Here is a 26846-nt window from a genome sequence, read left to right on the forward strand (position 1 = left end):
GTAGATGGCGGCGACGGCGGAAGCAGGGCGGTTCCCCAGGCCTGCTTGCCGGGCGGCGGGTAGCCGGGGTGTGAGGTGGAGGGCGGCGACGACGCAGGTCGGCGGCCCTTGCGGTGGCATTGTCGGCCGCCGGGCGTGTGCGTGGTCGCCGTGTATGGCGGCAACGGCGTGAGCGGGGCGGTTCCCCGGGCCTGCCTGCCGGGCGCCCGGCTGCTCGCGGTGCGGGTGGGCGGCGGCTCGGCTGGTGCCCCGCTGACGGGCCCCGGCCGGGCGGCGGGTTCCTCGCGCCCCGGGAAGGCGGCGCCGTGGGGTGGGCGGGTGCTCACCCGCGCCCGTGGCGGGGTGAACGGGCACCGCATTCCGGGCATCCCGGACACGGGGCGGGCTGCCGGGCATCGAGTGCGCAGAAAAGCGCACACTGGGCGCGTGGGAGTGGTCGAAAGCGCACACTCGTTACCCCGGGGCGCGTTGAACGTACGATGGGGAACCCCGGGGCCGGACATTCCGGGCATACCGGGTGCGGCGGGGAAGGGGCGGCGATCCCGCGCGGCGGATCCGCCACGCGATCACACTGAAAGCGTCCCTTTCGCCGCGCGAGAGGGCCCCGGGTCGTCCGTGGCGTCCGGAAGGCGGGTTCCGGCCCGGCCGCTACCGGCCCGGTGTCCGCTTCGCCCGGATTCCCGGGGCACCGAGGCCCCTCCCTCGCCCTGTTCGGCGCCCGGGGCGGCAGTGGGGGCGGCGGGGGTGCACGGTCATCGCGATTCCAGAACACGTTCTGCCTCCAGAAGGGCCCCAAACGGCACAGCGGGACCGTTTGCCGCCCCGCTCGCCACCCTGTGTAGCCGATATCGGCCCGGAGTGACCTCCGAGCGCCCAGCGGGAGCACCGGGGTGCTCCCGCACCCCCTTCGGCGCCCGAAGTGAACGCCCCAGACGGACATGAACCGGGCATTCCGTTTCCAGAACGTGTTCTGGGATCGCCGACTTCGCACGCCCGGGACCCTCGCGGGTGTCGCTGAGCGCGCTTCGCGGCCCTCCCACCCCTTAACAGGGAGTGTTCACCCAGGTCATGGCGCTGCCGGATTCAGGGCGGGCCCGGCGGGGGCGGGTCCGGGTGTCGGAGAGCGCGAACCCCGGCCCCTGGGTCTCACCATGCGGGAGATTCCCGTCGGAGGGGTGCACGTTGGTCGAGACGGCGCCCGACGGCCGCCACGAACGCGAACAAGCCTCACCTTCCCTGTCGCGCCGCCGCCCGGACCGGAGGCGCCCCCGAGGAGGGTGCACATCATCCGGCCCCCTCCCCCCCCCACCAGGTGAGACGCCACGGCCCGGAAACCGGGCACACCGGCCCCCCTCACGCGCGTCGGCCGATCGAGCGCGGTGAATGAACCACCCGAAGGGTGATCGCGTGGTGCAAGCACCACCCCGCTGCCCTCGGACCACCCGACAGCCTCGGCGGGGGCCGCCCGCCGTCGTCGCCGCCATCCACCAGGCGCCCCGGCGGCCCGCCGGACGGCCGGGGCCCGGGAGCGGGGCACCGGCCGAGCCGCCCACCGACCCGGACCGCGAGAAGCCCGCTGGACGGCATGTCGACCATGGTCGCGTCCCCTCCTCGGCCCGGGGCGGTCCGGTCGATGGCCCGGTCGGCGATCGCGGCGCGGGGCGGACGGGTTCGGCCAGGTCCTCGCGGATCCGCTCGGCCGCGGGCACAGCGCGCTCAGTCGCGCGACGTGGAGGCCTCCATCCATGCCTGCGTCCGCTGGCGCACGTCGGCGTCGGTCACCGTGACCGTCTTCCTGCCCTGCTTGCCGCCCTGCAGGCGGACCTCCGGGCCGCGGCCGCCCGGGAGGAAGGCACTGTGGAACGCGAAGGAGAAGAGCCGCCACTCCCGGCGCTCGGGGTCCTCGACGAACCTGAACCACAGCGGAGAGGCACGGCGCAGGTCCTCGCCGCCGTCGTAGGCGTTGGCGGCGATGCCCTTCTTGAACACGACCGGGAGCCCGAGCGCCCCCAGGGGGAAGTGCGTCTCGTCCCCGTAGACGACCTCCTCGTACTCGGGGGTCTTGATGCAGGGGTCGTAGCGGGCGTCCGGGGAACGGTTCGGACGCGGCGCCCGGAAGTGGCGGTACGCCTCCCCGGCCTCGGCGGCCGCTTGGCGCCAGGTGCCGCCGCTCGGCTCGCCGAGTGCCGCGATGGTCGCGCCTTCACCGAGCACGGGGTAGTGCGGGGTGCCGCCCGTGCGCCCGTTCGGCTCGGGCAGGTGCTTATCGACGCAGTCCTCCAAGGCCTCCGACACGGGCAGGTGGCCCAGGGCCCGGTAGTGGTCGATCCCCGGGGTGTCGGCGGAGTACCTCCGCCAGGTCTTCGGCAGGGGGCCGTCCCGATGGGTCAGGCGCACGCCCCCGAACCCCTTGCGCGTGCGGGCGCCGAACCCGCCGTAGGTGCACGCCAGCCACAGGCTCGCCATCGTCAGTGCGTCGGCGCGCTCCTCGCCGGAGAAGCCCACCTTGAGCGTGAACGTGCCGCCGGGCTCGACGTAGGGGCGCGTGTTGAAGAACTTCCCGGTCTCGCGGTTGTAGGCGACGTGGCCCTGCCCGAGCAGGTAGGCGACCCACTTGCCGTCCTCGTCGGAGAGCGGCAGCCTGCCCACGGCGCCCCGGAAGGTGTCCCTGGGCTGTTCGCTCAGGCGGAGCCGCACCGGGCATTTCCGCTTGGTGTTCCCGAACACCTCTTGCTCCAGCTGCGCCAGCCCCTTGATGTCGTCACCGAACCGCGTCCCGGCCAGCGCACGCAGCCAGTACCGCATCGCTCCCCGGATCGACGCCACCCGCAGGCCCGTCTCGGTGTCGTCGTGGTTGAACAGGGGCGTCGTGACCTTCAGCCCGAACGTCGTCCACGCCATCGGTGCCGCCCTCCTTCCTGGACGTCTCGGACGTTGCATCTGTGTCGTCCGCGCCGTGCCTGTGCCGTCTCCGCTCAGCGCTCCGAGCGCCAGCGCTGATGGGACAGGGGCGCGGTGACCGGTTTGTCGTCCCAGAGGATCTGTGAGAAGACCCCGGCCGCCAGGCAGACCGCGGTGGCCAGCGCCAGGATCGCCGTGGGACTGCCCGGCCGCCTGGGCGGTTCCGCCTCCGGTGAGGCCTCCGTCGGGGCCGCTGAGGAGGCGGCGGCCGTGTCCTCGCCTCCGGACCACGCGGTGCGCAGCCGGTCCCCGTCCTCGGAGAAGACCGGGGCGATGAGGACCATCCCCAGCAGGGCCACGAGGAAGGCGTGGGCGAGCCCCGTCCCCGTGGCCAGGGCGGCGCGGGCGACGACCCGCCTGCGGACCCGCGTCCGCCCGCCCCCCTCGGGCACCTGGCCGGAATTGTGGTTGCGGACCTGGGTGAGCAGGTAGCCGAACGGCGCCGCAGCGATGAGCAGGGCCGTCCCGGCGCTCGCCCACCCGAGGGACAGGTCCGTCCACCAGTCGGGGTGGAAGGCGACCAGCACGATCAGCCCGACCACGGCGGCGGCGGGGAAGCGCAGCATCAGGGGCATGGCCCAGCGCCGCCCATAGGCGAGCGTTCCCACTCCGATCGCCGCATAGGCGGCCCCGGCGAACCCGGTGGCGACGTACCACGTGCCCAGCGCCCCGGACGCGGCGGCCGCGGTGACGGCCGCGACGGCCCCCAGAAGGGCCGTGCCGAACACGGCGCCGAACAGCAGGGCCTGCCCTGGATCGCGCCAGGCGCCCGGCCTGCCCACGACCGCCGCCCAGGCCTCCACGACGGCGAAACGGGGCAGCAGGTGGTGTTCGACGACGTCCTCGGTGACGGCCCGGTCGGCCGGGAGCCCGGCGGGGCCGCGCTCCGGCCCGGAGTCCTTCTCCGGGACGCCGTTCCCCTCACCGCCGGCGCCGCCCTGCGCGAGGTCGGCCAGGACGAGCGGACGCCCGCCGAACTCCGACACGAACGCCAGCGCGCGCACGTCCTCCTCGGCGGAGAAGGGCGGCGCATGGTCGAACAGCGGCACGGACTGATACGCGCCCAGGTGGGCGCGCCACGCCTCACGCGCCTCGCGCGCGCGCCGGATCAGTTCGACCCCGGTGTCGTAGCCGAAGACCCGCCCCAGTGCGGTCGTCGACGCCCAGGACGGCTCCCACAGACCGAGGTCCCGGAACGGCTCGGCCAGGACGAGGAAGCGCATACGGGCGATGAGCGGCTCCCATCGGCGGATCCGGTGCGCCCCTGCCGAGTCCCCCTGGGCGTACTCCCAGAGCGCGTCCACGGTTCCCGCCAGGACGCACCACACGGCCGGACCCTGGGTCTCGACCTCCTCCTGCGTGAGATCCGACCGGATACGGAGGACGCGCGGCAGCCACGCGGTGACCGCTTCCGGCCGGTGGACGAGGACGCGGGCGGTGTGCGGCTGCTCCTCCCAGAGGCGGAAGAGGCCGTCGCGGGCCTGCCCGTAGCCGACCTCCGCGCCCTGCTGGGCCCTGTCGACCTGGAGCACGGCGTGCCGGAGCTCCGCCCCGGCCAAGGCGGCCGCGTCGTTGCCGGAGGCCGCACCGCCCCGGCCGACGCCGTCGCGTCCGGCGTCGGCCACGGCCCCCAGGCCTGTGGCGAGGCGCTCCGACAGAGCGACGAGCATCGACGGCAGGGAGGGCTCGGGCGCAGCACGGTCCCTGTGCTCGGGGTGCGTGTCGCTCACGGCTCTTTCGCAGCCTCGGGGAGCATCTCGTTCAGCGCGTACCCGAACGGGGTCAGACGCCACTCCCGCCTGTCGCCGTCGAAGTCGTAGGCGAACCCCTGCAAGGGCTTCCCGTCGGGCGGCTCCGTCCTGAAGACCCCGTCCCCTCGTTCGACGCCCTTGAACTGGCGCCCGAGGAACTCCCTGTGAAACGACCGCAGCGGCAGTTCGACCGCGCTGGCGGAGCTGAGTTCGTGCACGGCGTACGCCTTCACCATCCGGGGGCCGAGGATGCTGCGCAGCGCCTCGGCCATCCCGAGGAGGAACGGCAGCGCGCCCTTGAAGCCGCCCGAGGTGTGGAAGCGGACCACGCGCTCACCGGCCCCGGAGGCCCCGGCGCGCTCGGCCAGGCGCCGTACGCCCCGCCCCACCCCGCCGAGGTTGCGCATCGCCTCGATGAAGCCCGCCGTGTTCCCGGCGTCGAGCCCCGGGACGCGGACGATGACGACCGCGCCGTCCAGGGAGGCCACGGCGTCGGAAGGGTCGTGCAGGTAGTGGACGCGCCCCAGGTCGCCCCCGGCCATGGCGGCGGCGTTGACCAGGGCGGCCCGCAGCCCGGGACCGGTGTCGCTGGCGATGAGCACCGCCGTGTCCTCGGCGGGAAGGACGCACACGCCCTTTCCCTGCCCACCGTCCGCGCGTCCCAGATAGGCCGCCAGCGCGGACAGCTCGGCGCTCAGGCCCGGCTTCCACTCCTCCACGCGCACCTCGCGCAGCAGCGCGGCGAATTCGGCGCGGGCCTCGTCGCCCTCCGCCACGGCCCGCGCCAGCCACTCGGCCTGCCGGTCCCGCTCGTCGGAGGGGTGGGCGTAGGCGTCCTGCTCGTCGTGCAGGCGCTCCCGCAGCGCGCGGATGCTCTCGGCGACCTCGCGGTCCAGCCGGTGCCGCTCGGTCAGCCTGGCCGTCCCGGCCCTCAGGTTCCCGAACAGGCTGAGGCCGACGCTGACGATGTGCACGGTCCCGGTGGCCGTCACTTCCGCTTCCCCTTCTTCGGCCCCTTGCCCGCACCCGCCGGTCCCCCGGCGGCGGGGGCGGGGGCCGGTCGGCACGTGAAGTACCCGTACCCGGCGGTGGTCCGGCCGCCGATGCCGCTCTCGTCCCCGGCGCGCTCCAGCCACTCGGCGGCGGTGCGCAGGTCCTCCTCATCGTCGCCGAGCAGGTCCACGTGGAACGTCCCGCTGACCGACAGGAAGGGCACGGGCACCGGGTTGTGGTGCTCGGCCGGCGGGCGCGGCGCGGCGGGGCCACCCTCTCCGGGCATGGTGTCGGTGTAGTAGGGCTGCTGGTGCGGGGTGATGACGTCGTTGTACACCTTCACTCCCTTCTCACCGGGAAGGGCGTCCAGGAAGCGGACGGATCCCCGCCCCTGGGGGCCTTCGCCGTCGGCGGCGGGGGCCTGGCCCGGGCGGGGGTCTCCGAGGATCCGGCGGACCTTCTCGTGCAGGACGGGGATCAGCTCCGTCCGCTCCTCCGCCTTCAGCTCGTTCTCCACGATGCGGGCGCCCTCGACCGCCACGCCCTTGAGGGTCGAAGCGGGGATCACCGGCCACCCGTACGTGCCGTGCATCGCCAGGCCGTTCTCCAGCTCCCCGTACTGCAGGCCCAGTCCGGTGACGATGCGCCACTCGGGCACCAGTCCCAGGCGTTCGGCGTAGCGGCGGGGCTTCTCCCGTGTCCTCCAGCGCTCGACGAAAGCGTGCCGACGCGCCAGAGCGCCCGTGAGCAGCTCCGCATGGCCCTTCCTGAGCCATGAGTCGGCCGCCCACTCGTTGAGCAGCCCCCGCGCCTCGGCGACCTTGAGCCTCTGGTCGCCGTCCTCCTTCTCGAATGCCAGCCGCTGCAGGAGGACGAGGGCGTTGGCGCTCTTGTCGACCTTGTCCCCGCCGTCCATGAGGACCGGGTAGGGGTGGCCCTCCTTACCCTTCTCGTCGACGGGGGTGCGGCGCTCGACCCGCACCCGGGCGCCCAGCGGGCCGTAAGCGGGGAAGCGGTGGACCTTCTCCTCGACCGCGTCTGCGTTCCCGCCCGCGCCGGGGGTGCGCCTATCCCTGGGCATCGCCGCCTCCGTCCCCCGGGGGCGGCTCGTTCCCGGCCCCGTTCCCGTCGTCCGAGCGGTCCCACAGCGCGTCAGAGAGACGGGAGAGCCAAATGGCCAGGGCGTCGATCTCCGCCGAGGCGCGCGCGTACTCCATCGGGGTGGCGTCGGCCAGGTGCCTCAGGCACTGCTGCCGGGTCATGGTGTCCCCCGCCTTGCCGAGGATCCGCTGGTCCGCGAGGCGCTGGGCGATCTTGTCGGCGAGAAGGCCGTAGGCCCGCCCGAGCTGGGCCTTGGAGTCGTTCTTGGAACCGTCGGCCTTGGATTCGTTGGCGCGGGCGCAGATGAAGGCATAGCTCGCGGCCAGGCCTCCGCCCCTGAGGCGCGAGGGGAGTTGCCGCATGCGGGTGCGGACCTCCTTGGTCACCTTCTCCGGGAGGATCTCGTAGGCGATGGCGGCGAGTTCCTGGTCGATGCGCTCGGCGCCGCTCACGTGGCGTCCCCCTCCCCCTTGACCAGGCGGGTCCACACCAGGCCCTTGCCCAGGGTCTCGTCGCCGCCGATCTGCAGGACCCTGCCGTCGAGGAGCTCGTCGACCCGGTCGGCCAGGCCGGTGGAGGCCGCGCCGTCGTCGCGCAGGGTCAGCACCGACACGAGCAGCGTTTCGGCGGGCAGGTACTCGCTGGTGAAGGGGCCGTTGGCGACGGTCTTGTTCTCGGGGTCCAGCTGCACCCGGACCGACAGCTCGGTGCACTCCCTGAGGAGCTGGCCCATGACCGTCTCGTCGACCACGATGAGGTCCTCGCGCAGCTTGCCCGCGAAGGGGGCGAAGAACGGCTCGTCGCCGATGCCCTCACGGGCGATGAGGTCGGCCCACTCGGCCACCGGGTCGGGCTCGCCCTTCCTGGCGCCGCGCACCGGCACCACGCACGGGCCGAGTACCTGCCGGGTGTCCTCCCACTTGCCCTCGGCGCAGACGCCTCCGCCGTCGGGGACGGCGGGGAAGGGGCGGGTGCCGCGGTCGTCGCAGACGCGGGCGTGCTTGCGGGCCAGCCGGCTGAGCGCCAGGGCCGAGGTGGCCCAGGCGAAGGTCTCCATCAGGGTGGGCACGGGGAGAGCGAGGAGCTGGGCATCGCCCACCACAAGGCGGCCCGCGTTGGCGTTGACGCCGGGGCCGTCGTCGTCGCCGGTGGTGGCCCGCCCGAAGAGCGTGTCGAGGACGGTTCCACCGTCGGCGGCGCCGTCCCGGTCGTCCCCCCAGCCCGCGTCGTAGGCGGCCTGCCGGAGCGCGCCCTTGAGGCTCTGGCCCCACACGAGGGGGTAGCCGGTCGCCGCCTCGCGCTGGATGGGCAGGTCGACCGAGCCGTCGGCCTCGGCTCCCCCGGCGTGCAGGGGCGATTCGGTGTACAGGTAGAGCAGATAGGTTCTCACGACCACACTCCGGTCAGAACGACTCCGAAGCCCGCGGTGTCCATGCGCTCCCGTGCGGGCGGGCCGAGCGCGCGGGCATGGTGCTCGGCGGCCCAGACAGCGGCCTCCTCCTCGCCGGGGAAGCGGAGCAGGTAGATCGATCCGGGTGGAACGGCCCAGGCGAGCACCCGCTTGCTCCAGAAATCCTCGCCGTTGTGCTTGGGCGAGGCGGAGGCGACCGCCAGGGGGTCGCCCACCACGGCCGAGACGAGTTCGGCTCCCGGGGGCGTATCGGGGCGCCACCCCCGGGGCCACAGGGCCGGGGTGGCGACGTAGAGGAGGACGCGCCCGCCGGGGAAGCGCGCGGGTGCCCGGGGCCAGTCGGTGCCCGGGGCCGGGTCGACGTCGGCCATGCGGGCAAGCCCGCCGAACTGCACAGGGTCGGGCGGGCCGATGTCGACCTGGCGCTGCTGCTCGGGCTTGGGCGTCACGTGCGCGGCGAAGGCCCATCCCTGCTCCAGGCGCATGTGCGTGGTGCGGTAGAGCATCCCGTTGCGGACGGTGCGCGTGCGCGGGTCAAGGCCGATGCCGGTGCGCGGCTCGGGGACGACCGGGTCGTCGACCGCGTCGAGTTCCTCATAGGGGGCCACGCCCCCGGAGACGACCAGGTCGCCATGGAGGTAGTCGTGGAGGGTGCGCCCAGGGAGGAGCGCGTCGCAGGGCTCGGTGCGTTCCTTGCCCTCCGCCCCGCTGGGGAGGGTGAGCAGCCGCAGGCCGCCGGTGCCGTCCTCCTCCGTGCAGTGGAGGTCGGTCGCGGATGCCGGTGCGCCTCCGTCGGAGCGCGCCCCCGGCTCCGCTACCGGCCCGCCTTCCAGGCACATGCGCCAGACGTCGTTGCGCGCGGGGTCGGTGTGCAGGTCCTTGGGGGCGGGGAAGTAGGGCCGCCATCCGTCGCCCGTCTCCCGCACGAGGACGGGGCCGCGCACGCTCTGCAGGTCCTCGCCGCCCAGTGCCGCGGTCAGCGCCCCGGCGATGGTGGAGGGCCACGGGCGCACGCTGTGGGCGATGCCGCCGGTTCCGGCGTCGAAGGAACGCCCGTCGCGCACCTGGACGGTGTCGTGGGGCTGTACCACCAGCCACCGGTCGGTCACGGGCGGGCGGGGTGTCCGTGCGTTCACAGCACCTCCTGGCGGAGGAAGACGGCCACGCGCACCGCATCCTCGTCGAGCAGGCGAGTCCCAGGGGCCAAGCGCGCGAGGGCGGCGACGGCGTCGCGCGCGAAGGCCTCCTTCAGCTCCTCGTCGTCCCTCTTCTCGTGGCCCCTCTCCTCCTCGTCCCTCGGATCGGCGCGGCCGCCGGGCGGCGGGGCGATGGTGGTGTGGCGCCGGATCAGGCGGCGCATCTCGGCTTGGGCGACCTGGCGCGGCAGCGGCCGGTGCCCTTCCCCGGCGCCGTCGGTACCGCCCCTGTCCAGGTGGGGCCGCTCGGCGACGAGGTCGGCCAGGAGCCGGGGCGAGAGGCGGATGCGGGCGCGGTCGCCCTGGGGCATGAAGACCCGCAGCGCGTCCTCGGGCGGGGAGCCGTCCGCCCAGCCGACGACGCAGTCGGCGTGCGCACCGCTGTTGCGGATGTAGCCGATACCCAGGCCGTGCTTGCCTTTCCGGCGCTTGGCCTCCACGAGGAGTTCGTGCGCACGGTGCAGGGCCTCACGGAGCGAGGAGTCGTGGTGGAAGAACAGAAGTCCCGTGCTGGCGGTGGGCAGCGGGGCGCGGACGGCGTCGTGGCAGGCGCGCGCCACGTCGAGGGCCCGGGAGGCGGGGACGAGCGCCAGGAGGTCGTCGCCCCCGGCGTAGACGACCGTGCCGAGGGCCTTTTCGACCGCGGAGCGCTGCTCGGCGGCGACCTCGGACAGCATCCGGGAGATCCGGCCGTGCTCCTCCGCCGTGACCTCCAACGGTTCACCGTCCTGGCCGGGGACCTCGCGGGGAACCTTGCCGGACAGGAAGCTCCCCATGGAGTCGAGGTCCTGGACGAGCACGGCCAGGTGCGGGGAGGGGGGCGCCAGCCCGGCCTGCTCGCCCGCCCGGGCCAGGGTGGTCGAGGCCATCGCGCCGAGCCCGACCGACACCTCGAACAGGTCGAACCCCTCACCCTCGCCCTTGACCCCGAACCGGTGTGCGAGCGAGTCGAGGTGCCACACGCCCGGGTAGACCCACTGCGCGCCCCGCCCGCGGAACCAGTCGGCGGCCGGATCACCGGCGCCGGCCTCCTTGACCTCGTCGGTGAACCCCGGCAGAGGCGCCTCGGAGATGTCCTCCCGGTCGACCTGGTCGACGCACTCCTTCAGCCCTCTCACTGCGTCCGCGATCCCGGGCTCATCCCATTTGCGCAGGACATCGGCACGGTAGTGGGCCGAGGCGATCCCCTTGGTGGAGGGGAAGCCCGTCTGCTTGTCGCCGCCGCGCCGGTGCCACAGGCGCTTGACCCAGCTCGGGACCGACAGGTCCTCGTCCCGCATGTGCTCGGGAGCGCGCTGAGGGGGCGGGACCGACCGCCAGCGGGGCGAGAGCGTGCACAGCGGCCGGGGGGCGTCGAGGGGCTGGACGAAGTCGCGGATGTTCTTGCGTCCGGCGAGCAGCCGCTGCGCCCGGCGCCACTGGGCGGCGTAGTCACCGGCCTCTGCGGGGATGCTCACCCACTGGACGACGGGCCAGCCGGGGGTGTCCAGCTCTCCCCGAGCATTCCTGCCGTCGCCCTCGCCGAAGACCTGCCCGACCCAGTGGGCCCACTTCTGTTCGAGGTGGCGCCCCACCTGTCCGGCGGCCTGGGGGCCCGTCCCGGCGGCGAGGAGGGCGACGATCCGGTTGGGCATCCCGTCCTCGGCCCCGCGGGCGCGCCCTTCGACCGGGAAGACGATCCGGGCGTCGGCGCGGTCGTCCCCGAGCAGGCACTCGACACCGGCGGCGGCGAGCCCGGCGATGATCTGACTCCCCGCCCGCAGGTCGGTGGTGGTGCGGGATTCCTCGATGTAGCGCTGCACCCCCGCGAGGGCGACAACGACGAGGTCACGTCCGGTCATGCGGCGTCCACCCGGGGACGCCGCCGAACCTCCCGATCGGGAGGGGTGGCTGTGGGGGGCATGTTCTCTTCTCGGCGTCTGCTGGCGGTCCCTGGTCTGTGTCCACCGTCCGGTGAGCACGACGGCGACCGCCTCCCACCGCATCGGAGGAGGCAAACGCTAGCAAGCCCGACGCGTCCGCCCCGCCGGTTCCGCCACCAGTGGCCGGATGTGGCAGGAGTGGTCCCGACGCGAAAGGACGTCCGGCGCCGCATGGCCGGCCTGAGCCGTCAGGCGAGAATGCCCTCCCGACGGCACCATGCGGCGAAACCACCCGGTGAGAAGGGCAAATACATCCGCCTGGGCCGCTTGTCCTCGGAAACGCCGCAGCGTGCGACGGCCTGGTGAGACTCCCGAAGCGCCTCCACGAGCGCGGAGGCCCCGGCGGTGGTGAGCTGCCCGTCGTTACAGGCGTCGGCGAGGAGCCGGAGCGTGCCGCACACACTCAGCCCCCCTCTTCTCGGCCACCTTCCGTGCGTTCCTGTCGTCCGGGACAACGGTTCCGCCGTGCAGATCGGCATCGGCGCACACTGTGGCCTCGCCCAGATGGCGGCGACCGGCGACGCCCGCAACGACGGGCAGTCAGCGAAACGGGACAGCCAGCGATTCACCGGTCGAGACGACATGGAGCCAGCCGGTGTCCCGGACGAGCTCGTCGGCCTGCGGTTCCGGCCGTGGTCCGGCGCCCTTCGACCACCCCGCGGCCGAGCCGCGAAGGCCGGGAACACCGAGGGGCGGGAGGCGTTCGCCTCCCGCCCTCGTTCTCCACGCGCGGGTCAGACCTTGCGCCATTCGGGGACCCAGGTGCCGTCCTCGTCGACCGTGTAGTCGCCGAACAGGGACGGGGCCTCCTCGCGGACCGTTTCGGCGATCTTGCCGAACAGGAGGCGGATCTCCTCCTCCGCGCCCGGGGCCGTGCGGGCCTCGATGGCGTGGCGCAGGGTGCGCACGTTCGCCGTCCAGACCAGGCCGGTGGCCACGCCCTCAGGGGCGAAGCGGCGCATGAACGAGGTCTTGTGCTTCTTGTCGGCGAACTTCTTGCCCTCTTCGTCGAGCTCGAAGTGGTCGGCCATCCAGAGCTGGAACTCCTCCATGCGCCGCAGCATGTCGGTGGCGCGCTCCATCAGTTCCGGGTCGTCCTGGGCCCACTCGGGGAACCAGAACGGCAGGTCCGTCAGGCGCACGAAGCGCAGCGACTCCTGGGAGACCGCCACGCCGGGCCGGTGGCGGATCAGCTCGTGCGTCAGGACGCGGCTCACGTTGTGCAGCACGAAGCTGAAGCTCACGTGCTCCAGCACCGACCCGTGCAGGCTGCGCAGGATGTTGCTCAGGTAGGCGTCCTGGTCGGTGCGCACCCGGGTCACGTTCGGGTTCAGCCCCGGCTCCCAGGAGCGGTAGCACAGGCGCCCGGCGAACTCGGCGAGGTTCTGCGGGTCGTTGAGGTGGGCGTCGAGGTCGCCCCGGTCGAAGCGCTCCAGCCACTTCTCCCCGCCGACGTCGGCGAGGTAGGCCGCCACCTCGCCGTAGTCCAGCTGCGGCTTGGCGACCAAGTGGACCTCGGGCTCGACCTGCTTCATCGTGCTCCCCCTCGACGAACGCTCGCGCCGCGGGGGCCGCCTCGCCCCCGGGCCGCATCGACCCTACCGGGACCTGGGCAGGGCCGGGGACGGGCGGGCGGGGTGGGCCGGGGCATGGGGCGTGCCGCTCCGGGCCGGGCCGGAGCGGCCTCCGCTCACCCCTGGGCCCCGCCTCCCGGCAGGTACGGCGCCAGTGCCTCGGGGCCCGCGAACGCCCCTCCCTGCGGGCCGCCGTGCCAGAACGGGTCGTCGTCGGGGAACTCACCGGAGTACACCGCCGCGTCGTCCACCGGCCGGTAGCCCAGCTCGTTCTCGCCCGCCGTCAGGTCCCAGAACCGGCGCGCGTTGGCCGACACCGCATAGGCCGCGACGAAGTTCACGTTGTCCGCCGTCAGCGCCGCCTTCACGAAGCCGACACAGTCGCGCGGGCTGAGCCACGTGGCGAGGTGCCGCGTCTCGCCGGGCTGCTCCTCCAGGGAGCCGATCCGCAGCGCCACCACCTGCATGCCGTAGGTGTCGGCGTACAGCTGCCCCAGCGCCTCGGCCGCCACCTTGGTCACGCCGTAGAAGCCGTCCGGGCGGGGCGGCTCGTCGGGGAACACGTGGTGGTGGATGGGGTAGTTGCCGGTGACCCGGTTGCTGGAGGCCAGAACCACGCGCCTCACCGAGGCGCGGCGCGCCGCCTCCAGCACCGCCAGGGTGCCCTCGACGTTGGCCTTGAGGAGGTCGGGGACCGGGGCCTCGTCCGCGATCGCGGCGAGGTGCACGACCGCGTCGGCCCCCTCGAACGCCTTCACCATCGCCTCGACGTCGGTGATGTCGGCCTCCACGGCCGTCTCCCGGTCGGCGTTCGCAGGCTCGGGCAGCGGGGACCGGTCGATCAGCACCACGTGCTCCGCGTCGCCGAGCCCTTCGCGCACGGTGCGGCCCACCCGTCCCGCCGCTCCTGTGACGGCCACTCGTCCGAGTTGTGAATCCATAGTCCGAAGCCTACGAGCGACGCGCCGTTTCAGCATCGCGGACGCGGCGGACGGTCCCCCGCCCGTCGTCGGCGGGCGGGGGGCGGTCCTCCTCAGGCGGGCCGTCGGGCCAGCCGCAGCGCGCGCTCCACGATCGCCTCGCCCACCTCGGCGGTGAGAATGGACTCAGGGTGGAACTGCACCGCCCACCTGTGCTTGACCGGGTCCTCGATGGCCATGACGACGGGCTCGGGCCCGTCCTCGGTCACCGCGGTCACCCGGTAGCCCTTCACATGGTCGGGGGTGGAGTAGACCGAGTGGTAGCGCGCGGCCTGGAAGGCCTCCCCCTCCAGGGCGCCGAGCAGTTCGCCGCCGGTGACACGCACCCGCCCCGGCTTGCCGTGCACGGGCTCCTTGAGGGTGAGCAGCTCCCCGCCCGCGTGTTCGACCATCGCCTGCAGTCCCAGGCACACCCCGAACACCGGCAGGGACCGCTCCTCAAGGGCGTCCAGGAGCGCGCCGGTGTCGAAGTCGGACGGCAGCCCGGGGCCGGGCGAGAGCACGGCCAGGTCGGGCGCCATCTCGTCCAGCAGCCCGGGGTCGAACCCGTAGCGGACCGTGGTGACCTCGGCCCCGTGCCGGCGGAAGTAGTCGGCCAGGGTGTTGACGAACGAGTCCTCGTGGTCGACCAGCAGGACCCTCATGCCCTCCCCGGCCGGGGCGGCGGCCGGGGCCGGGGCGGCCTGGGGGGCGCCGGGCGCCCGGCCTTCCCGGACCTCCTCCTCGACGTCCTTCAGGGTCTCCAGCAGCGCGCGCGCCTTCAGGAACGTCTCCCGCTCCTCGGCCTCGGGGTCGGAGTCGTACAGCAGGGTCGCCCCGACCCGCACCGTGGCCACCCCGTCGCGGATCTGCGCGGTGCGCAGCGTCAGCCCCGTGTTCATGGAGCCGTCGAAGCCGATGACCCCCACGGCGCCCCCGTACCAGCGGCGCGGCGAGGTCTCGTGGCGCTCGATGAACCGCATCGCCCAGGTCTTCGGGGCGCCGGTGACGGTCACGGCCCACATGTGGGTGAGGAAGGCGTCCAGCGCGTCGAACTCGGGCCGCAGCACCCCCTCGATGTGGTCGACGGTGTGGATGAGCCTGCTGTACATCTCGATCTGGCGGCGGCCGATCACCCGCACGCTGCCCGGCTCGCACACCCGGGACTTGTCGTTGCGGTCCACGTCCGTGCACATGGTCAGCTCCGACTCCTCCTTGAGGGAGGACAGGAGCGCGCGGATGTTGTCGGCGTCGCCCAGCGGGTCGTCCCCGCGCTGGATGGTGCCGGAGATGGGGCAGGTCTCCACCCTGCGGCGGCCGTCGGACCCGGCGCCCACGCGCACGAACATCTCCGGGGAGGCCCCGACGAGGTACTCTCCCTCGCCGAGGTTGAAGAAGAACTCGTAGGGGGCGGGGTTGCGCTCGCGCAGCCGCTCGTAGAAGCGCGCGGGCGAGGAGCAGGGCCCGTAGGTGCGGTGCCCGGGGACGACCTCGAACAGGTCGCCCCTGCGGAAGCGCTCCTTGGCCTCGGCCACGACCGCCGCGTAGGAGCCGGGCTCGGGCTGGGCGGGCACCTCCGCCGGGACGACCTCGGGGGTGGGCTCGGTGGTGCGCGGCAGGCCGTCGGTGGTGGCCGGGCCGTGCCCGCCGGTGCCGGGGGCGGTGAACTCATAGGTGTAGCGGAAGCAGGTCTCGCGCTTGCGGTCGTGCACGATGACCGCGTCGGGCAGGTGCAGGACCAGGTCGCGGTCGCCGGGGTCGCGCTCCTGCACCCGCTCCACCGGTTCGAACTGGAACGCCAGGTCGTAGCCGAACGCCCCGTACAGGCCCAGGTTGGGGTCGGCGTCCGAGGAGAAGGCGGCGACCAGCGAGCGCAGCACGGTGAAGACGCCGGGGCGGCGGCTGCGCTCCTCCTCGGTGAAGAAGACCCGGGGGTCGGGCTCGGGTACGGCGACGGCCACCGTCGCCCCGTCGGGCCCCTCGGCGGCCACCGGGCCGTGCTCGGCCAGGGCGGCGGCGACGGCCGGCAGCAGGATGCGCCCCCGGCCGTTGAGGGCGGTCGCGCTCACCCGGCGGCCGCGCGCGGCGACCTCCAGGCAGGGGTCGACGTAGCCCAGGTGCCACCGGCTGTAGCGCCCCGGGTACTCCATCCCCGAGGAGAGCACACCGCCGCGCCGCCCCTCCACGGCCTCGACGAGGCCGGTGAGCGCAGCGGGGTCGCAGGGGGTCGCGGTGCGGCGGACGGCGATCCCGCCCGCGGTGGTATAGGCGGCGGGTCGGGCGTCGTTGCTGGGTTCCACGGGTGGTCCTTCATCGCGCTGGGTGGGCTCGAGGCCGCCGCGCCGCCTGGCCGGGGCCGCGCCGTGCACGCGATGCGACCGCCGTCCGGGGCGGTCGCCGTGGCCTGTGGAAAGGGCTGAACTCGGAGCGCCGCCTAGGAGCGGCGCCACCACTGCGTGAGCGTTCGGGTGGTCTCCGGGTTCCGCATGTGCCGAAGTGTAGCGCGCATACGGGCGCGATGGGGAGCGCAGGGAGATGCGGGCCGAGAGAAGCGGGAGGGGTGAGGCGGTGCGGGGCCGCGGGAGAGGCACGCGCGCGCACGCCGTGGTAGGGTGTCCCCTTCGAGAGATCGAAACGGGCCACACTCGTCCACTCAACATGGAGTGTAGCAAGGCAATGGAGCAGAGTCAAAGCGCGGGACGCAACCCCCTCGCCGTGTCAATCCGCGCCGAGCAGGACCACGTCTCGGCGCTCTACGGCCGCCTCGACGCCGAGCGCGCGCACGCGGCCCACGCCTTCCGGCGCGCCCAGGGTTCGGGCGGCGGCGGGTACGGAGCGCTCATGGACCGGGAGGCGAGCGTCGACGAGCAGGCGCGCCGCCTCACCCGCCTCGAATCGGTCGAGGAGGGGCTGTGCTTCGGCCGGATCGATCTGCGCGGTGGCGGCGGCGCCCCCGGGGAAACGCTGTACATCGGCCGCATCGGACTGCGCGACGGCGACCGCGAGGTCGCCCTGGTGGACTGGCGCGCCCCGGCGGCGCGCCCTTTCTACTCGGCGACCCCCTCCTCCCCCTCCGGCCTGGCCCGCAGGCGCCACCTGTACACCCGGCGGCGGACGGTGGTCGGCCTCGACGACGAGGTCTTCGACCTGGAGGGGCTGAGCGACGACGACCGGCGGTCGCTGGTCGGCGAGGCCGCGCTGATGGCGTCCCTGCGCGCCGGGCGCACCGGCCGCATGCACGACATCGTCTCCACCATCCAGAGCGAGCAGGACCGGGTGATCCGCTCCTCGCTGCAGGGCGCCCTGGTGGTCCAGGGCGGGCCGGGCACGGGCAAGACCGTGGCCGCGCTGCACCGCGCCGCCTTCCTCCTGTACACCCACCGCGACCTGCTGGAGCGCCGCGGCGTGCTCGTCGTGGGCCCCAACCCGGTCTTCCTGCGCTACATCGGCCAGGTGCTCCCCTCGCTCGGCGAGACCGACGTCGTCATGACGACCGTCGGCGGCCTGTTCCCAGGGGTCCGCACCGAGGAGGCCGACGGGCACCGCGCCGCCGCCGTCAAGGGGTCGCTGCGGATGGCGGCGCTCGTCGAGGGGGCGGTGCGCGACCGCCAGCGCGTACCCGAGGGCGGGCTGGAGGTCACCGCCTCGGGGACCGACCTGTTCGTCGACGAGGACACCTGCCGCGCCATCCGCGACCGCGCGCGCGAGCTGGGCGTCAAGCACAACGCCGCGCGCACCTACTTCGCCAACGAGATGCTCACCGCCCTCGCCCAGGACCAGCACGACGTGCTGGAGCAGTCCATCCGGGAGGCGGAGGAGGCGGCCGCCTGGGACGGCGCCTTCACCGGGGTGCCCGAGCTGGAGGACCCCGACGCCCCGCTGTGGACGGAGGAGGACCTGCAGTCGGCCCGGGAGACCCTGTGGGAGGACGAGGCGGCCCGCGAGGCGATCGACGGTTTGTGGCCGGACCTGTCCCCGGAGGCGCTGATCGCCGACCTCCTCGGCGACGCCGACCGGCTGGCCGCCGCCGCCCGGGAGGCCGCGCGCATCTCCCCCGCCGACGCCCTGGGGCAGGAGGAGCTGGACGCGCTGCTGCGCCCCGCCGGGTCCGCGTGGACCGTGGGCGACGTCCCGCTGCTGGACGAGGCGGCCGAACTCCTGGGGGACGACGGTTCGGCCCGCCGCGCGCACAAGCGGGCCGAGGCCCGGCACCGCCAGGAGGCCGAGCGCTACGCCCAGGGGGTGCTGGAGGCGACCGGCCTGTCGGAGCAGCGGACCGCCGACGGCGACCTGGTCGTGGACGCGGACATGCTCTCCGAGCGCAACCGCTACGACGGGCCCGAGCGCACCACCGCCGAGCGCGCCGCGGCCGACCGCACGTGGGCCTACGGGCACGTGATCGTGGACGAGGCCCAGGAGCTGTCGGAGATGGCCTGGCGGACCGTCATGCGGCGCATCCCCACGCGCTCCCTGACCGTGGTGGGCGACGTCGCCCAGACCGGCAGCGCGGCCGGGGCGTCGTCGTGGACGTCGATGCTGGAGCGCCACGTCGGCTCGGGGCTGCACGAGGAGCGGCTGCTGGTGAACTACCGGACGCCCGCACCGATCATGGAGATCGCCGCCGCCGTGCTGAAGGAGGTCGCCCCCGGCCAGGAGCCGCCGGAGTCGGTGCGCGAGGGCGGTGATGCGCCGCGGTCGGTGCGGATCGCCCCCGGGACGTGGGAGGAGCGGCTGCCGCGCGTGGCCGGGGAGGAGGTGCGTGCCGTGCAGAGCGGCGAGGGCGGCGGGGCCGGAGACCCCGACGGGGTGGCCGGCCGTGCGGCGGTGATCGTCCCCGACGCCCGGCACGCCGCGTTCGCGGCGCTGCTCCCCGAGGCGGAGTCGCAGGCCTCCCCCGAGGTGCTGGACGCCCCGATCGCGGTGCTGACCTGCACGCAGGCCAAGGGGTTGGAGTTCGACGCGGTCGTCGTGGCCGCCCCTGACGAGATCCTGGAGCAGTCGCCGCAGGGCGGGCGCGACCTGTACGTGGCGGTCACCCGTGCCACGCGGCGCCTGACCGTGCTGCACGAGGCGGACCTTCCCGGGATGCTCAAGGGGCTGTCCCCGGCCTGACCGGTCGTCGCACCGGCGCGGTCGCCCGGGGCGCCCCGGGCGACCGCGNTCCGTTCGGCCCGGCGAGCCACTGCCGTCAGCGTCGCGTAACCCCGGCCGGGAAGCCTGAATGATCCAGCGCCGTTCCCTGCCCGGACCGCCTTCCGGGAGGGTACGGCGGCAGGACGATCCGACGGGGGCCGACACGTGACGCCATCGACCGACAGCAGCACCGTCCACCTTCTCCGGCACGGGCAGAGCGCCTTCAACGCGGTCTTCGACGAGACCGGGCGCGACCCGCTCGTCTTCGACGCGCCGCTGACCCCGAAAGGGGTGGCACAGGCGGAGGAGGCCGCGGACGGTGTGCGCCGCCTGGCGCCCGAGCTGGTCGTCACCTCGCCCCTGACCCGGGCCGTGCAGACGGCGCTCCTGGTGGCGGGCGGCCTGGACGTGCCGATCACCGTGGAGGCCCTGCACCGCGAGCACCTGGGCAACAGCTGCGACATCGGCCGCACGCCGCGCGCGCTGGCCGAGGACTTCCCCGGGCTCGACTTCGGCCACCTCCCCGAGACCTGGTGGTACTCGGGCGTCCCCGACGAGCGCGGCGTGCCCGTGGAGCCCGAGGCGGTCCTGCAGGAGCGTGTCGCGGCCTTCACCGACTGGGTGGCGCGCAGGCCGGAACGGTCGATCCTGGTGGTCGGCCATGCGGTGTTCTTCAGCCGCCTGGTCCACCAGCACATGCGCAACGCCGAGCTGCGGGAGTGGCGGGTCCCCGCGGGCGTGTGACCTGTCCGGCCGGGCCCCTGGGGGCGGACGCTCGGGCCGCCCCCGGCCGTAGAGCACAAATGTCTGCATTAGTGCCTGTTCGGGAAGCCAGAGCCATTCGTTGACGGCAGCGCCGAACAGTGGCCCCGCAGCGACGGGCGGGATTGTCGCGGCATGTGACCACCGCCCGGTCGCGATCGGGCCGACGAGTGGCGATGGTAGGGCTCGACTTCGCGTAATACACGTATTACCCTGATCGCATGTCCAAGGTGCGGATCAGTATCAGTCTCGAATCGGACCAGGCCGAGCGGATCAGGTCCCATGCGGAGCGTGCGGGGATGGACGTCTCCGGCTACATGGTCAACGCCGCTACGCTGCAGATGGCCGAGGCCGAAGCGGCCGAAGCCGAGTTCGCGGCCGTCGACGCCCTGATCGCCGAGGCCGAGGGGCAGGCTGCAGAGGACCGCGAGCCGGCCAAGGCCGACGACGGCGCCCTCTCCGCAGATGAGTGCCGTGCGGTCGATGAGGCCTTGAGCCTCGTATACGGCGTTGACGACGCAGCCCACCGCGACCGCGGCGACGCGGCGTGACCCCTCGGGTCCCCGTGTACGACACGGGGATGCTCATCGGTTTGGCCGCTCGCAAGGCGAAGGCCGTCCGGCTGCACCAGGGCCTGGCGGAAACCCCGCATCGCGCTGTGGTCCCCGGCCCTGTCCTCGCCCAGGTGTGGCGCCCTGACCCGGCGACCGTGCACGCCATGAGCGCGGCGCTCAAGGAGTGCACGGTTCCTCAGGCCCGTTCATCCCCGACCGCGCTGCGCCCCACAGCGGCGGGACAGGTCGAATGCATCGCCTGCGCGACCGCGCCCGACATCACCGATTGGAGGCGCATCGGAACCGTATTGGGCAACGCGGACCTTCCCGCGAAGAAGAGACCGGACGCAGTGGACGCAATCGTCGCGTGGACTGCTGTGAAGCACCGAAGCGCGGTCGTGTTCACCAGCGATCCCGGGGACATCGGGGCCTATGTCGAAGCGATCGGCGCCGAAGACGTGCACATCGTCACGGTATGACGCCTACAGAGGGGCCCAGGGCATGCGGGGCATACTCGGCTGAGAAGTCGCTCAGAGCGCCCGCGACCGTGTGACTGGCAGGGGTCCGGCGCCCCAGTAGAAGGCGTGGTAAGAGGCATCGCACCCGTATGCGACGATCTGGCCCAGGCCGGACCGGTCGACCGTGCTCCGGGAGGCGCCGCTGCGCACCGGGGTGCCGTCCATCAGCCGCGACCGCTCGTGCCACGGCTCCTAAACGAAGATCCGTCGCGCCAGCTTGCGGGTCAGCAACTGCCCGAAGCCCAGCGCGAGCTTCATCGGCACCTTCAGTGCCCAGTGCTTGAAGAGGCCCCACTCTCGCGCCGCTCCGCGGGCATGCTTCGTAAGGTGATGGTCGGGACCGAGGATCTCCGCGCACTCGTCCGCCAGGAGGCGCATCTCCGATTCGGCGCCCGCATAGTCGCCTCGCGCGGCGCGGGCCCCGATCACGTCGTAGCGGGCGAACAGGACCCGGTAGTGGTCTTTTCCGAAGACGCGGGCCATCGGCTCCATGATGCGCGTGTAGTCCTGCTCCGACCGGTGGTAGTCGCAGTAGACGTGCGCGAGCGCTGCGTGTAAGTACTCACTGACGAGTGTGTCGGCGTGCCCGGGACCCAGGGCGTTCGTCTGGACGGCGGCGAGCTCCATGAACTCGGCGAGGGCCGTCTGCCGCCTCCACTGTCGAGCGGCGCCCCAGGCCCTTCCCGCCTTAGCGCGCCACCTTACCCTCAGGGCCTCGTCGACCACGGACGAGGTGCCGTCCACAACCTTGAGCACCCTGTCGAACAAACCTTGCGCGCGCTCGGTCACCAGACGCCCGGGGACCTCCAGCTCTGCGAGGCCGATGGCGGTATCGGCACGAATCCCCACCCCGGGCACGGACATGTACAGTCCACGCACCCGCTCCAGCCCGGTACGGTCGACCGGGACATCGTGGCCCGCCCAGAATTCGAGGACGCCCAGAGCGGTCTCGGCAGCGTGGACGGGCCCCATGTCCGTCCGCATGCAGCGCGCGACGCGCGCGTCCAGTTCGACCGGCGCCCACGGGGCCTCCCCTCCCAGGGAGAGAAGGCGCTGTTCCGCCAGGAGGTCAAGGATCCGCCGGGTCTGCTCCTCGGAATCCGATCCGGCGTCCGCATTGAGCGCCCCGCACCAGCGCCGGGGCACTCCCCCGGGCGCCGTGTCCGCACCGACGGCGGCGAGCACTTCCAGGACCCTCCTGTGGCCGGTGCCGTCGGGACCGTCGGGAACACCGCCCAGGCGCTCCCAGGTCCGCAGGAGTTCCGCAGCCTCCCGAGGACCTTCCTCCTCGACGGCGGAGGCCGCGTCGAACAGCCGCCTCGGCCTGCCTCCGCACGAGGCAACCGCCTCCTCCAGGACACGGCCCTCCTCCGCATTCCGAGGGGGGATGCGCTCGTGGAGCAGGGTGTAGGCCGCCCCGTCGTCGAGTGGGGCCAAGGCGTGGCGCCGACGGGCGCTCACCGCGCGCCCGGAGCGTCCAGTCAGCAGGACGCGGCACTCACCGCCGATCCGCTCCCAGCCGCCCTCGACCGCGTGTTCGGCGCCGGTGCCTCCTGGGCCGCCGTCGGCTCCGTCGATGACGACCAGGGCCGGTGCGCGATGGGAGCCGATCACCTCACGCGCCCAGGAGATGCCGTCCTCGGGCACCGCCCACAGCAGCTCGCGCGCACGGCCCTCTCCCGAGCCGCGCAACCTGCACGCCGATTGGAGGAGCCCGTGCAGGCGCCTGCCCGGTCGGATCCAGAAGACGGGCCATCCGAGGCCGCTCCGCACCCTCTCGGCGATGACGGCGGCGACCGTCGAGGTCCCGACGCCCGCTGGACCGTGCAGGACCCGTGGGCCGGGCGTCGCCTTCAGGGCCTCGACGGCCAGAGCTGCGGCGGTGTCCCACTGAGGGATGCGCGCCGCGCCCGCCGGGGGTTCGGGCGGAGACACGTCGATGTAGGGAAGGCCGCCGCCCTCCGCCCGCTCCGCGCCGACACGGACACCGCCGTGGACGGACCCGAACTGGAAGGTGGGACCCGAATTGGACGTCGCATGGTTGTCCACGTTCTCCGCATCGGGCATCCGCGCCTCCCGGTCCCGCCGGCCTTCCGTCGTCCCTCGGCGGAATCGACGTTAGACCGGGGGCGCCGTCCGATGGAACCGGTCGGGGAAACCGGCCGGTTTCCCCGACCGGGGCCCCGGCCATGGCGTTCCGTCTCAGGTGCGGCGTACCGTCACCGGTATGTGCCGCAACATTCGCCGGCTGCACAACATGGAGCCGCCGGTCACCGATGAAGAGGTCAGAGCCGCCGCGCTGCAGTACGTGCGCAAGGTCAGCGGGTCGACGGCGCCCTCGGCGAAGAACAAGGAGGTGTTCGACAGGGCGGTGGAGGCCGTCGCCGCCGCGACGGCCGAGCTCATGGACGGCCTCGTCACCTCCGCCCCGCCGCGTTCCCAGGAGGAGGAGGCGCGCAGGCGCAAGGAGCGCTCCATGCGCAGGTTCGCGCCCGTCACCGAGTGATGGCCCCCACCACGGCGTCCGTCAGGTCGTCGATGACCACCTCGTCGCCGACCTCCGGGTGCTCCAGCCACCACTCCCCGGCCGCCTGCACCATGCCCACCACCGCGTGGGCGACGATCTGCGCCCGGAGCGGCTCCCGGATGTGCCCTTCGGAGACCAGCATCCCGGCCAGCTCCTCGCCCAGCCGCCGCACCATCATGCCCACGTCGCCGCGGGTCTGCGGGTCCTCGGAGGTGGCCCGGTCCATCAGGAACCGGTACAGGTTCAGATTCCGGCGGATCATCTGCAGGTAGGCGCCGACCGTGGCGCGCGCCCGCAGGTGCAGCGTCTGCCCCCCGTGCAGCTCGGCGCGGATGCGGTCGATGAGCGGGTCGACGTGGCGCTCGGCCAGCGACCGGTAGAGCCCTCCCTTGTCGCCGAAGTGCCGGTACAGGATCGGCTTGCTGATGCCGGCCTCGGCGGCGATGGCGGACATGGGAGCGTCGGGGCCGTCGCGCTGGATCACCCGGTCGGCGGCGTCGAGGATCGCGCGCCGCCGTTCGGGGCTGCGCCCGCGCGCGGGACGGGTCGGCTGTGCGGATTCAAGGGCCACACCGCACGAGTCTAAGGCGCGCGGGCGCGGTGCTCCCCGGCCTATCCCGCCGCGCCGAAGTCCTTGGGGTCGATGATGATCCAGGTCGCCTCGGCGGAGGCGATGCGCGCCCCCTCGTGGTCGAAGAGCGCCGTGGCGGTGAAGACCTTGCGGCCTTCGGTCCCCAGGAGGCGGCCCATGACCACGTGCGGCGTGCCGACCTCGGGCGGGCGGACCACCTCGGCGGTCATCCGGCCCAGCACCATGGGGCGCTCGTGCACGTCGCTGGCCCAGCCTCCGGGGCAGTCGAGGGCCGCCCAGGCGGCCTCCGGCCCGGTGGCGCGAGGGTCGTCCCCGGCCATGGAGGGGTCGGGGGTCCAGGGGGCGGCGACGAGGCCGCCGTCGGCGCCGGGGACCGGGCCCGCCAGCACGCGCAGCCCGTCGCCCTCGGCGCGGTCGGTGCCGCAGACGAAGCAGGTGGCGAACGGGTGGCCGGCCTGTCCGCGGAAGCCGCGCGAGGCCTCGGCGGCGGTCTCCGGGGAGACCGGGCGCAGGTCGGTCGCGGGCGCGCCGGCGGGCCGGGCCTCGGCGACGAGGGTGCCGCCGTGCAGGAGGCGCAGCGGGACGTCGCCGTCCCCGGGGGCGACCTCCATGGGCGTCTCCAGCGGCGGAGGGGTGCGCAGGGTGACCTGTACGGCGGGGGTGCCCACCCGGCGGGCGAGGAGCCCGGCCAGGTATCCGCCGTTCGCGGAGCCGGGTGGGCCGTTGAAGCGGCGCCCGACGGTCAGCTTTGCAGGGGCCTCGTCGCCCGTGGAAACGCTCATGGGATCCCACATTAGGATGTCGCGCGCCGAGCGCCCTCACCCGGGGGCGCGTGCACCGGCGCCGGGAGCCGCCCGCCCCAGCGAGAGTGGAGCGTACTCCACCGATTTCCGCCGCGCGGTCCGGAAGAATCGCATTCATGAACGATTCCCCTCCCTCCGAGGCCCTCTCCCGGTCCACGGGCGGCACCGGTCCGGGCCGACCCGGGCGGCCGGGGCGGCCGGGACGGCCGGGGCGGCCGGGACGGCTCGCCGACGGCGTGCGCGCTGCGCTCTTCCTGATCACCACGCTGCCCTTCGCCATCGCCGCCCTCCTGGTCCCGCCGCTCCTGCTCGTCGGGGTGGTCACCATCCCGATCGCCGGACTGGGGCTGCTGCTGGTCCCCGCGTTCCTGTACGGGGTGCGGCGGTGGGCCGAGTTCGAGAGGCGACGGGTCGGACGCTTCCTGGGCGAGGAGATCACCGTCGGCTACCGCGCGCTGCCGCCGGGGCCGGTGGCCGCGTTCAAGACGGTCGCCACCGACCCCCAGACACTGCGGGACCTGCGGTGGATCGCGACGATGATCGTCCCCGGGTTCCTCTTCGGGCTGCTGGGCCTCATCACGCTCGTGGGCATTCCGGCGACCGTCGCCCAGGCGCTCCTGTGGTGGACGGCGCCCGCCGACGCCCCGATGACGACCACGATCGGCATTCCCGTGACGTCGTGGCCGGTCGCGCTGGCCGACGGAGCCGTGCAGGCCGCGCTCCTCACCCTCCTGCTCGTCTTCGGCCTGCGTCCGGCGGCGCGCCTGCACGCCCGCCTGTCGGCGCGGATGCTCGCGCCCTCGCCGGAGGCGCGCCTGACCGAGCGCATCGAGACGCTGAGCCGCACGCGGGAGGGGGCCCTGGACGCCCACGCGTCGGAGCTGCGGCGCATCGAGCGGGACCTGCACGACGGCACCCAGGCGCGGCTGGTGGCCCTGGCGATGCGGCTGGGGCTGGCGCAGAAGGTGATCGGGGACGACCCGCAGGCGGCGGCGCGGCTGCTGACCGAGGCGCAGGACGGCGCCGAGGAGGCGATGGCCGAGCTGCGCACGGTGGTGCGCTCCATCTACCCGCCGGTGCTGGCCGACCGCGGGCTGTCCGGCGCGGTGTCGGCGCTGGCCGCGGGCGCCCCGGTGCCCGTGGGGGTGGAGGTCGCCCCCCTGGGCGAGGTCCCGGCGGCGGTGGAGTCGACGGCCTACTTCGTGGTGGCCGAGGCGCTGACCAATGTGGCCCGCCACTCCGGCGCCACCCGTGCGCAGGTGCAGCTCGTCCGGGACGGCGGGGCGCTCGTGGTGCGGGTACGCGACGACGGGCGCGGCGGGGTGGACGAGCGCAACGGGACCGGGGTGGCCGGGATGCGGCGCCGGGTGGCGGCCCTGGACGGGGAGATCGCCGTGTCCGGCCCGGCGGGCGGGCCCACGGCGGTGGAGGCGGTGCTGCCGTGCGGATCGTGATCGTCGAGGACAACGCGGTGCTGATGGAGGGGCTGGACCTGCTGCTCACCGCCTCCGGGTTCGAGGTCGTCGCCAAATCCGCGGAGCCGGGGGCGTTCCTGGAGGCGGTGCGCGCGCACCGGCCGGACGCCGCGGTGGTCGATGTGCGCCTGCCGCCTTCGTTCACCGACGAGGGGCTCCAGGCGGCGCTGGCCGCGCGCGCCGAGCTGCCGGGCCTGCCGGTGCTCGTGTTCTCCCAGTACGTGGAGCAGGTGTACGCGCGCGAGCTGCTGGCGGACGGCGCGGGCGGGGTGGGCTACCTGCTCAAGGACCGGGTGTCGCGGGTCGACGATTTCCTGGACGCTGTGCGGCGGGTGGCCGCCGGGGGCACGGTGATCGACCCGGAGGCGGTGGCGCAGCTCCTCGCGCGCCGCCGCGACCCGCTGGAGCGGCTCACGGGGCGGGAGCGGGAGGTGCTGGGGCTGATGGCCGAGGGGATGGGCAACCGGGACATCGCCGAGCGCCTCGTGGTCACCGAGCGGGCGGTGCACAAGCACATCGGTAACATCTTCGCCAAGCTCGACCTCGGCCCGGACGACGGCGGGCACCGCCGGGTCCGGGCCGTGCTGGCCTACCTGGGCTCCTGAGCGCGCGCT

Annotated in this window: 21 protein-coding genes and 1 pseudogene; 7 read left to right on the top strand and 15 right to left on the bottom strand. The window is 73.8% G+C overall.

The annotated features are described in order from the left end of the window. Positions 1–1716 precede the first annotated feature (1716 nt). From cmr1 to D476_RS0100450, 11 genes are all read right to left on the bottom strand, one after another. A complete protein-coding gene (gene cmr1 / locus D476_RS0100395) occupies positions 1717–2901 on the bottom strand; it encodes a type III-B CRISPR module RAMP protein Cmr1 (protein ID WP_017622009.1) in 1185 nt (394 codons plus the stop codon). 74 nt (positions 2902–2975) lie between these two features. Further along, on the bottom strand, positions 2976–4691 hold the full coding sequence (locus tag D476_RS0100400; RefSeq protein WP_017622010.1) for a hypothetical protein: 1716 nt from the start codon (positions 4689–4691) through the stop codon (positions 2976–2978). Then, complete coding sequence (locus tag D476_RS0100405; RefSeq protein WP_017622011.1) at positions 4688–5704, bottom strand: hypothetical protein; 1017 nt, start codon at positions 5702–5704, stop codon at positions 4688–4690. Before D476_RS0100405 ends, D476_RS0100400 begins: the two co-directional genes overlap by 4 nt. Beyond that, complete coding sequence (gene cmr6 / locus D476_RS35385) at positions 5701–6786, bottom strand: type III-B CRISPR module RAMP protein Cmr6 (protein WP_017622012.1); 1086 nt, start codon at positions 6784–6786, stop codon at positions 5701–5703. Before cmr6 ends, D476_RS0100405 begins: the two co-directional genes overlap by 4 nt. Then, positions 6773–7258 carry a type III-B CRISPR module-associated protein Cmr5 gene (cmr5, locus tag D476_RS0100415; RefSeq protein ID WP_017622013.1) on the bottom strand — a complete coding sequence of 162 codons (486 nt, stop codon included), beginning with the start codon at positions 7256–7258 and terminating at the stop codon, positions 6773–6775. Before cmr5 ends, cmr6 begins: the two co-directional genes overlap by 14 nt. Then, the gene (gene cmr4 / locus D476_RS0100420) at positions 7255–8196 is read right to left on the bottom strand and encodes a type III-B CRISPR module RAMP protein Cmr4 (protein WP_026123099.1); all 942 of its coding nucleotides are present in this window, start codon (positions 8194–8196) and stop codon (positions 7255–7257) included. The genes cmr5 and cmr4 overlap by 4 nt, the downstream gene beginning before the upstream one ends. After that, positions 8193–9353: a type III-B CRISPR module-associated protein Cmr3 gene (locus D476_RS36950; protein ID WP_239648558.1), complete on the bottom strand. Its 1161-nt coding sequence runs from the start codon at positions 9351–9353 to the stop codon at positions 8193–8195. The genes cmr4 and D476_RS36950 overlap by 4 nt, the downstream gene beginning before the upstream one ends. Then, positions 9350–11254: a type III-B CRISPR-associated protein Cas10/Cmr2 gene (cas10, locus tag D476_RS0100430; RefSeq protein WP_017622016.1), complete on the bottom strand. Its 1905-nt coding sequence runs from the start codon at positions 11252–11254 to the stop codon at positions 9350–9352. The genes D476_RS36950 and cas10 overlap by 4 nt, the downstream gene beginning before the upstream one ends. Before the next feature lie 815 nt (positions 11255–12069). Beyond that, positions 12070–12870, bottom strand: a complete 801-nt coding sequence (gene thyX / locus D476_RS0100440) for an FAD-dependent thymidylate synthase (protein ID WP_017622018.1) — start codon at positions 12868–12870, stop codon at positions 12070–12072. Positions 12871–13025: 155 nt separating this feature from the next. Then, positions 13026–13850, bottom strand: a complete 825-nt coding sequence (locus tag D476_RS0100445) for an NAD-dependent epimerase/dehydratase family protein (RefSeq protein WP_239648559.1) — start codon at positions 13848–13850, stop codon at positions 13026–13028. A 92-nt stretch (positions 13851–13942) separates the two neighbouring features. Next, positions 13943–16168 carry an anthranilate synthase component I gene (locus tag D476_RS0100450; protein WP_017622020.1) on the bottom strand — a complete coding sequence of 742 codons (2226 nt, stop codon included), beginning with the start codon at positions 16166–16168 and terminating at the stop codon, positions 13943–13945. A gap of 376 nt (positions 16169–16544) precedes the next feature. Here D476_RS0100450 and D476_RS0100455 point away from each other — a divergent pair, with 376 nt between their 5' ends. The 4 genes from D476_RS0100455 to D476_RS0100470 all read left to right on the top strand — a co-directional run bounded on the left by D476_RS0100455 (position 16545) and on the right by D476_RS0100470 (position 20796). Next, positions 16545–18980: a HelD family protein gene (locus tag D476_RS0100455; protein WP_192826336.1), complete on the top strand. Its 2436-nt coding sequence runs from the start codon at positions 16545–16547 to the stop codon at positions 18978–18980. A gap of 186 nt (positions 18981–19166) precedes the next feature. After that, on the top strand, positions 19167–19745 hold the full coding sequence (locus tag D476_RS0100460; RefSeq protein ID WP_017622022.1) for a histidine phosphatase family protein: 579 nt from the start codon (positions 19167–19169) through the stop codon (positions 19743–19745). 239 nt (positions 19746–19984) lie between these two features. Then, on the top strand, positions 19985–20314 hold the full coding sequence (locus tag D476_RS0100465) for a hypothetical protein (RefSeq protein WP_017622023.1): 330 nt from the start codon (positions 19985–19987) through the stop codon (positions 20312–20314). A 29-nt stretch (positions 20315–20343) separates the two neighbouring features. Further along, complete coding sequence (locus tag D476_RS0100470; protein WP_083939364.1) at positions 20344–20796, top strand: hypothetical protein; 453 nt, start codon at positions 20344–20346, stop codon at positions 20794–20796. A 69-nt stretch (positions 20797–20865) separates the two neighbouring features. Here the strand turns inward: D476_RS0100470 and D476_RS40215 are convergent. Beyond that, a pseudogene (locus D476_RS40215) lies at positions 20866–21021 on the bottom strand (IS982 family transposase); the annotation flags it as partial. Positions 21022–21027: 6 nt separating this feature from the next. Then, entirely contained in the window at positions 21028–22902 is a 1875-nt protein-coding gene (locus D476_RS0100480; RefSeq protein WP_026123101.1) for a hypothetical protein, read from the bottom strand. A 160-nt stretch (positions 22903–23062) separates the two neighbouring features. Here D476_RS0100480 and D476_RS0100485 point away from each other — a divergent pair, with 160 nt between their 5' ends. Then, positions 23063–23341, top strand: a complete 279-nt coding sequence (locus tag D476_RS0100485; protein WP_017622026.1) for a DUF2277 domain-containing protein — start codon at positions 23063–23065, stop codon at positions 23339–23341. Here D476_RS0100485 and D476_RS0100490 read toward each other — a convergent pair. Together D476_RS0100490 and D476_RS0100495 are read right to left on the bottom strand one after the other, a co-directional pair. Next, entirely contained in the window at positions 23331–23933 is a 603-nt protein-coding gene (locus D476_RS0100490) for a TetR/AcrR family transcriptional regulator (RefSeq protein WP_017622027.1), read from the bottom strand. The genes D476_RS0100485 and D476_RS0100490 overlap by 11 nt on opposite strands. A gap of 41 nt (positions 23934–23974) precedes the next feature. Continuing rightward, positions 23975–24736, bottom strand: coding sequence for a hypothetical protein (locus tag D476_RS0100495; RefSeq protein WP_017622028.1), 762 nt, complete (start codon positions 24734–24736; stop codon positions 23975–23977). 137 nt (positions 24737–24873) lie between these two features. Between D476_RS0100495 and D476_RS0100500 the strand changes: the two genes are divergently transcribed. After that, a complete protein-coding gene (locus D476_RS0100500; protein WP_192826337.1) occupies positions 24874–26211 on the top strand; it encodes a sensor histidine kinase in 1338 nt (445 codons plus the stop codon). Further along, on the top strand, positions 26199–26837 hold the full coding sequence (locus D476_RS0100505) for a LuxR C-terminal-related transcriptional regulator (protein WP_017622030.1): 639 nt from the start codon (positions 26199–26201) through the stop codon (positions 26835–26837). The genes D476_RS0100500 and D476_RS0100505 overlap by 13 nt, the downstream gene beginning before the upstream one ends. The last annotated feature ends 9 nt before the right edge of the window (positions 26838–26846 follow it).

The organism is Nocardiopsis chromatogenes YIM 90109, assembly GCF_000341185.1.
GTDB lineage: Bacteria > Actinomycetota > Actinomycetes > Streptosporangiales > Streptosporangiaceae > Nocardiopsis_A > Nocardiopsis_A chromatogenes.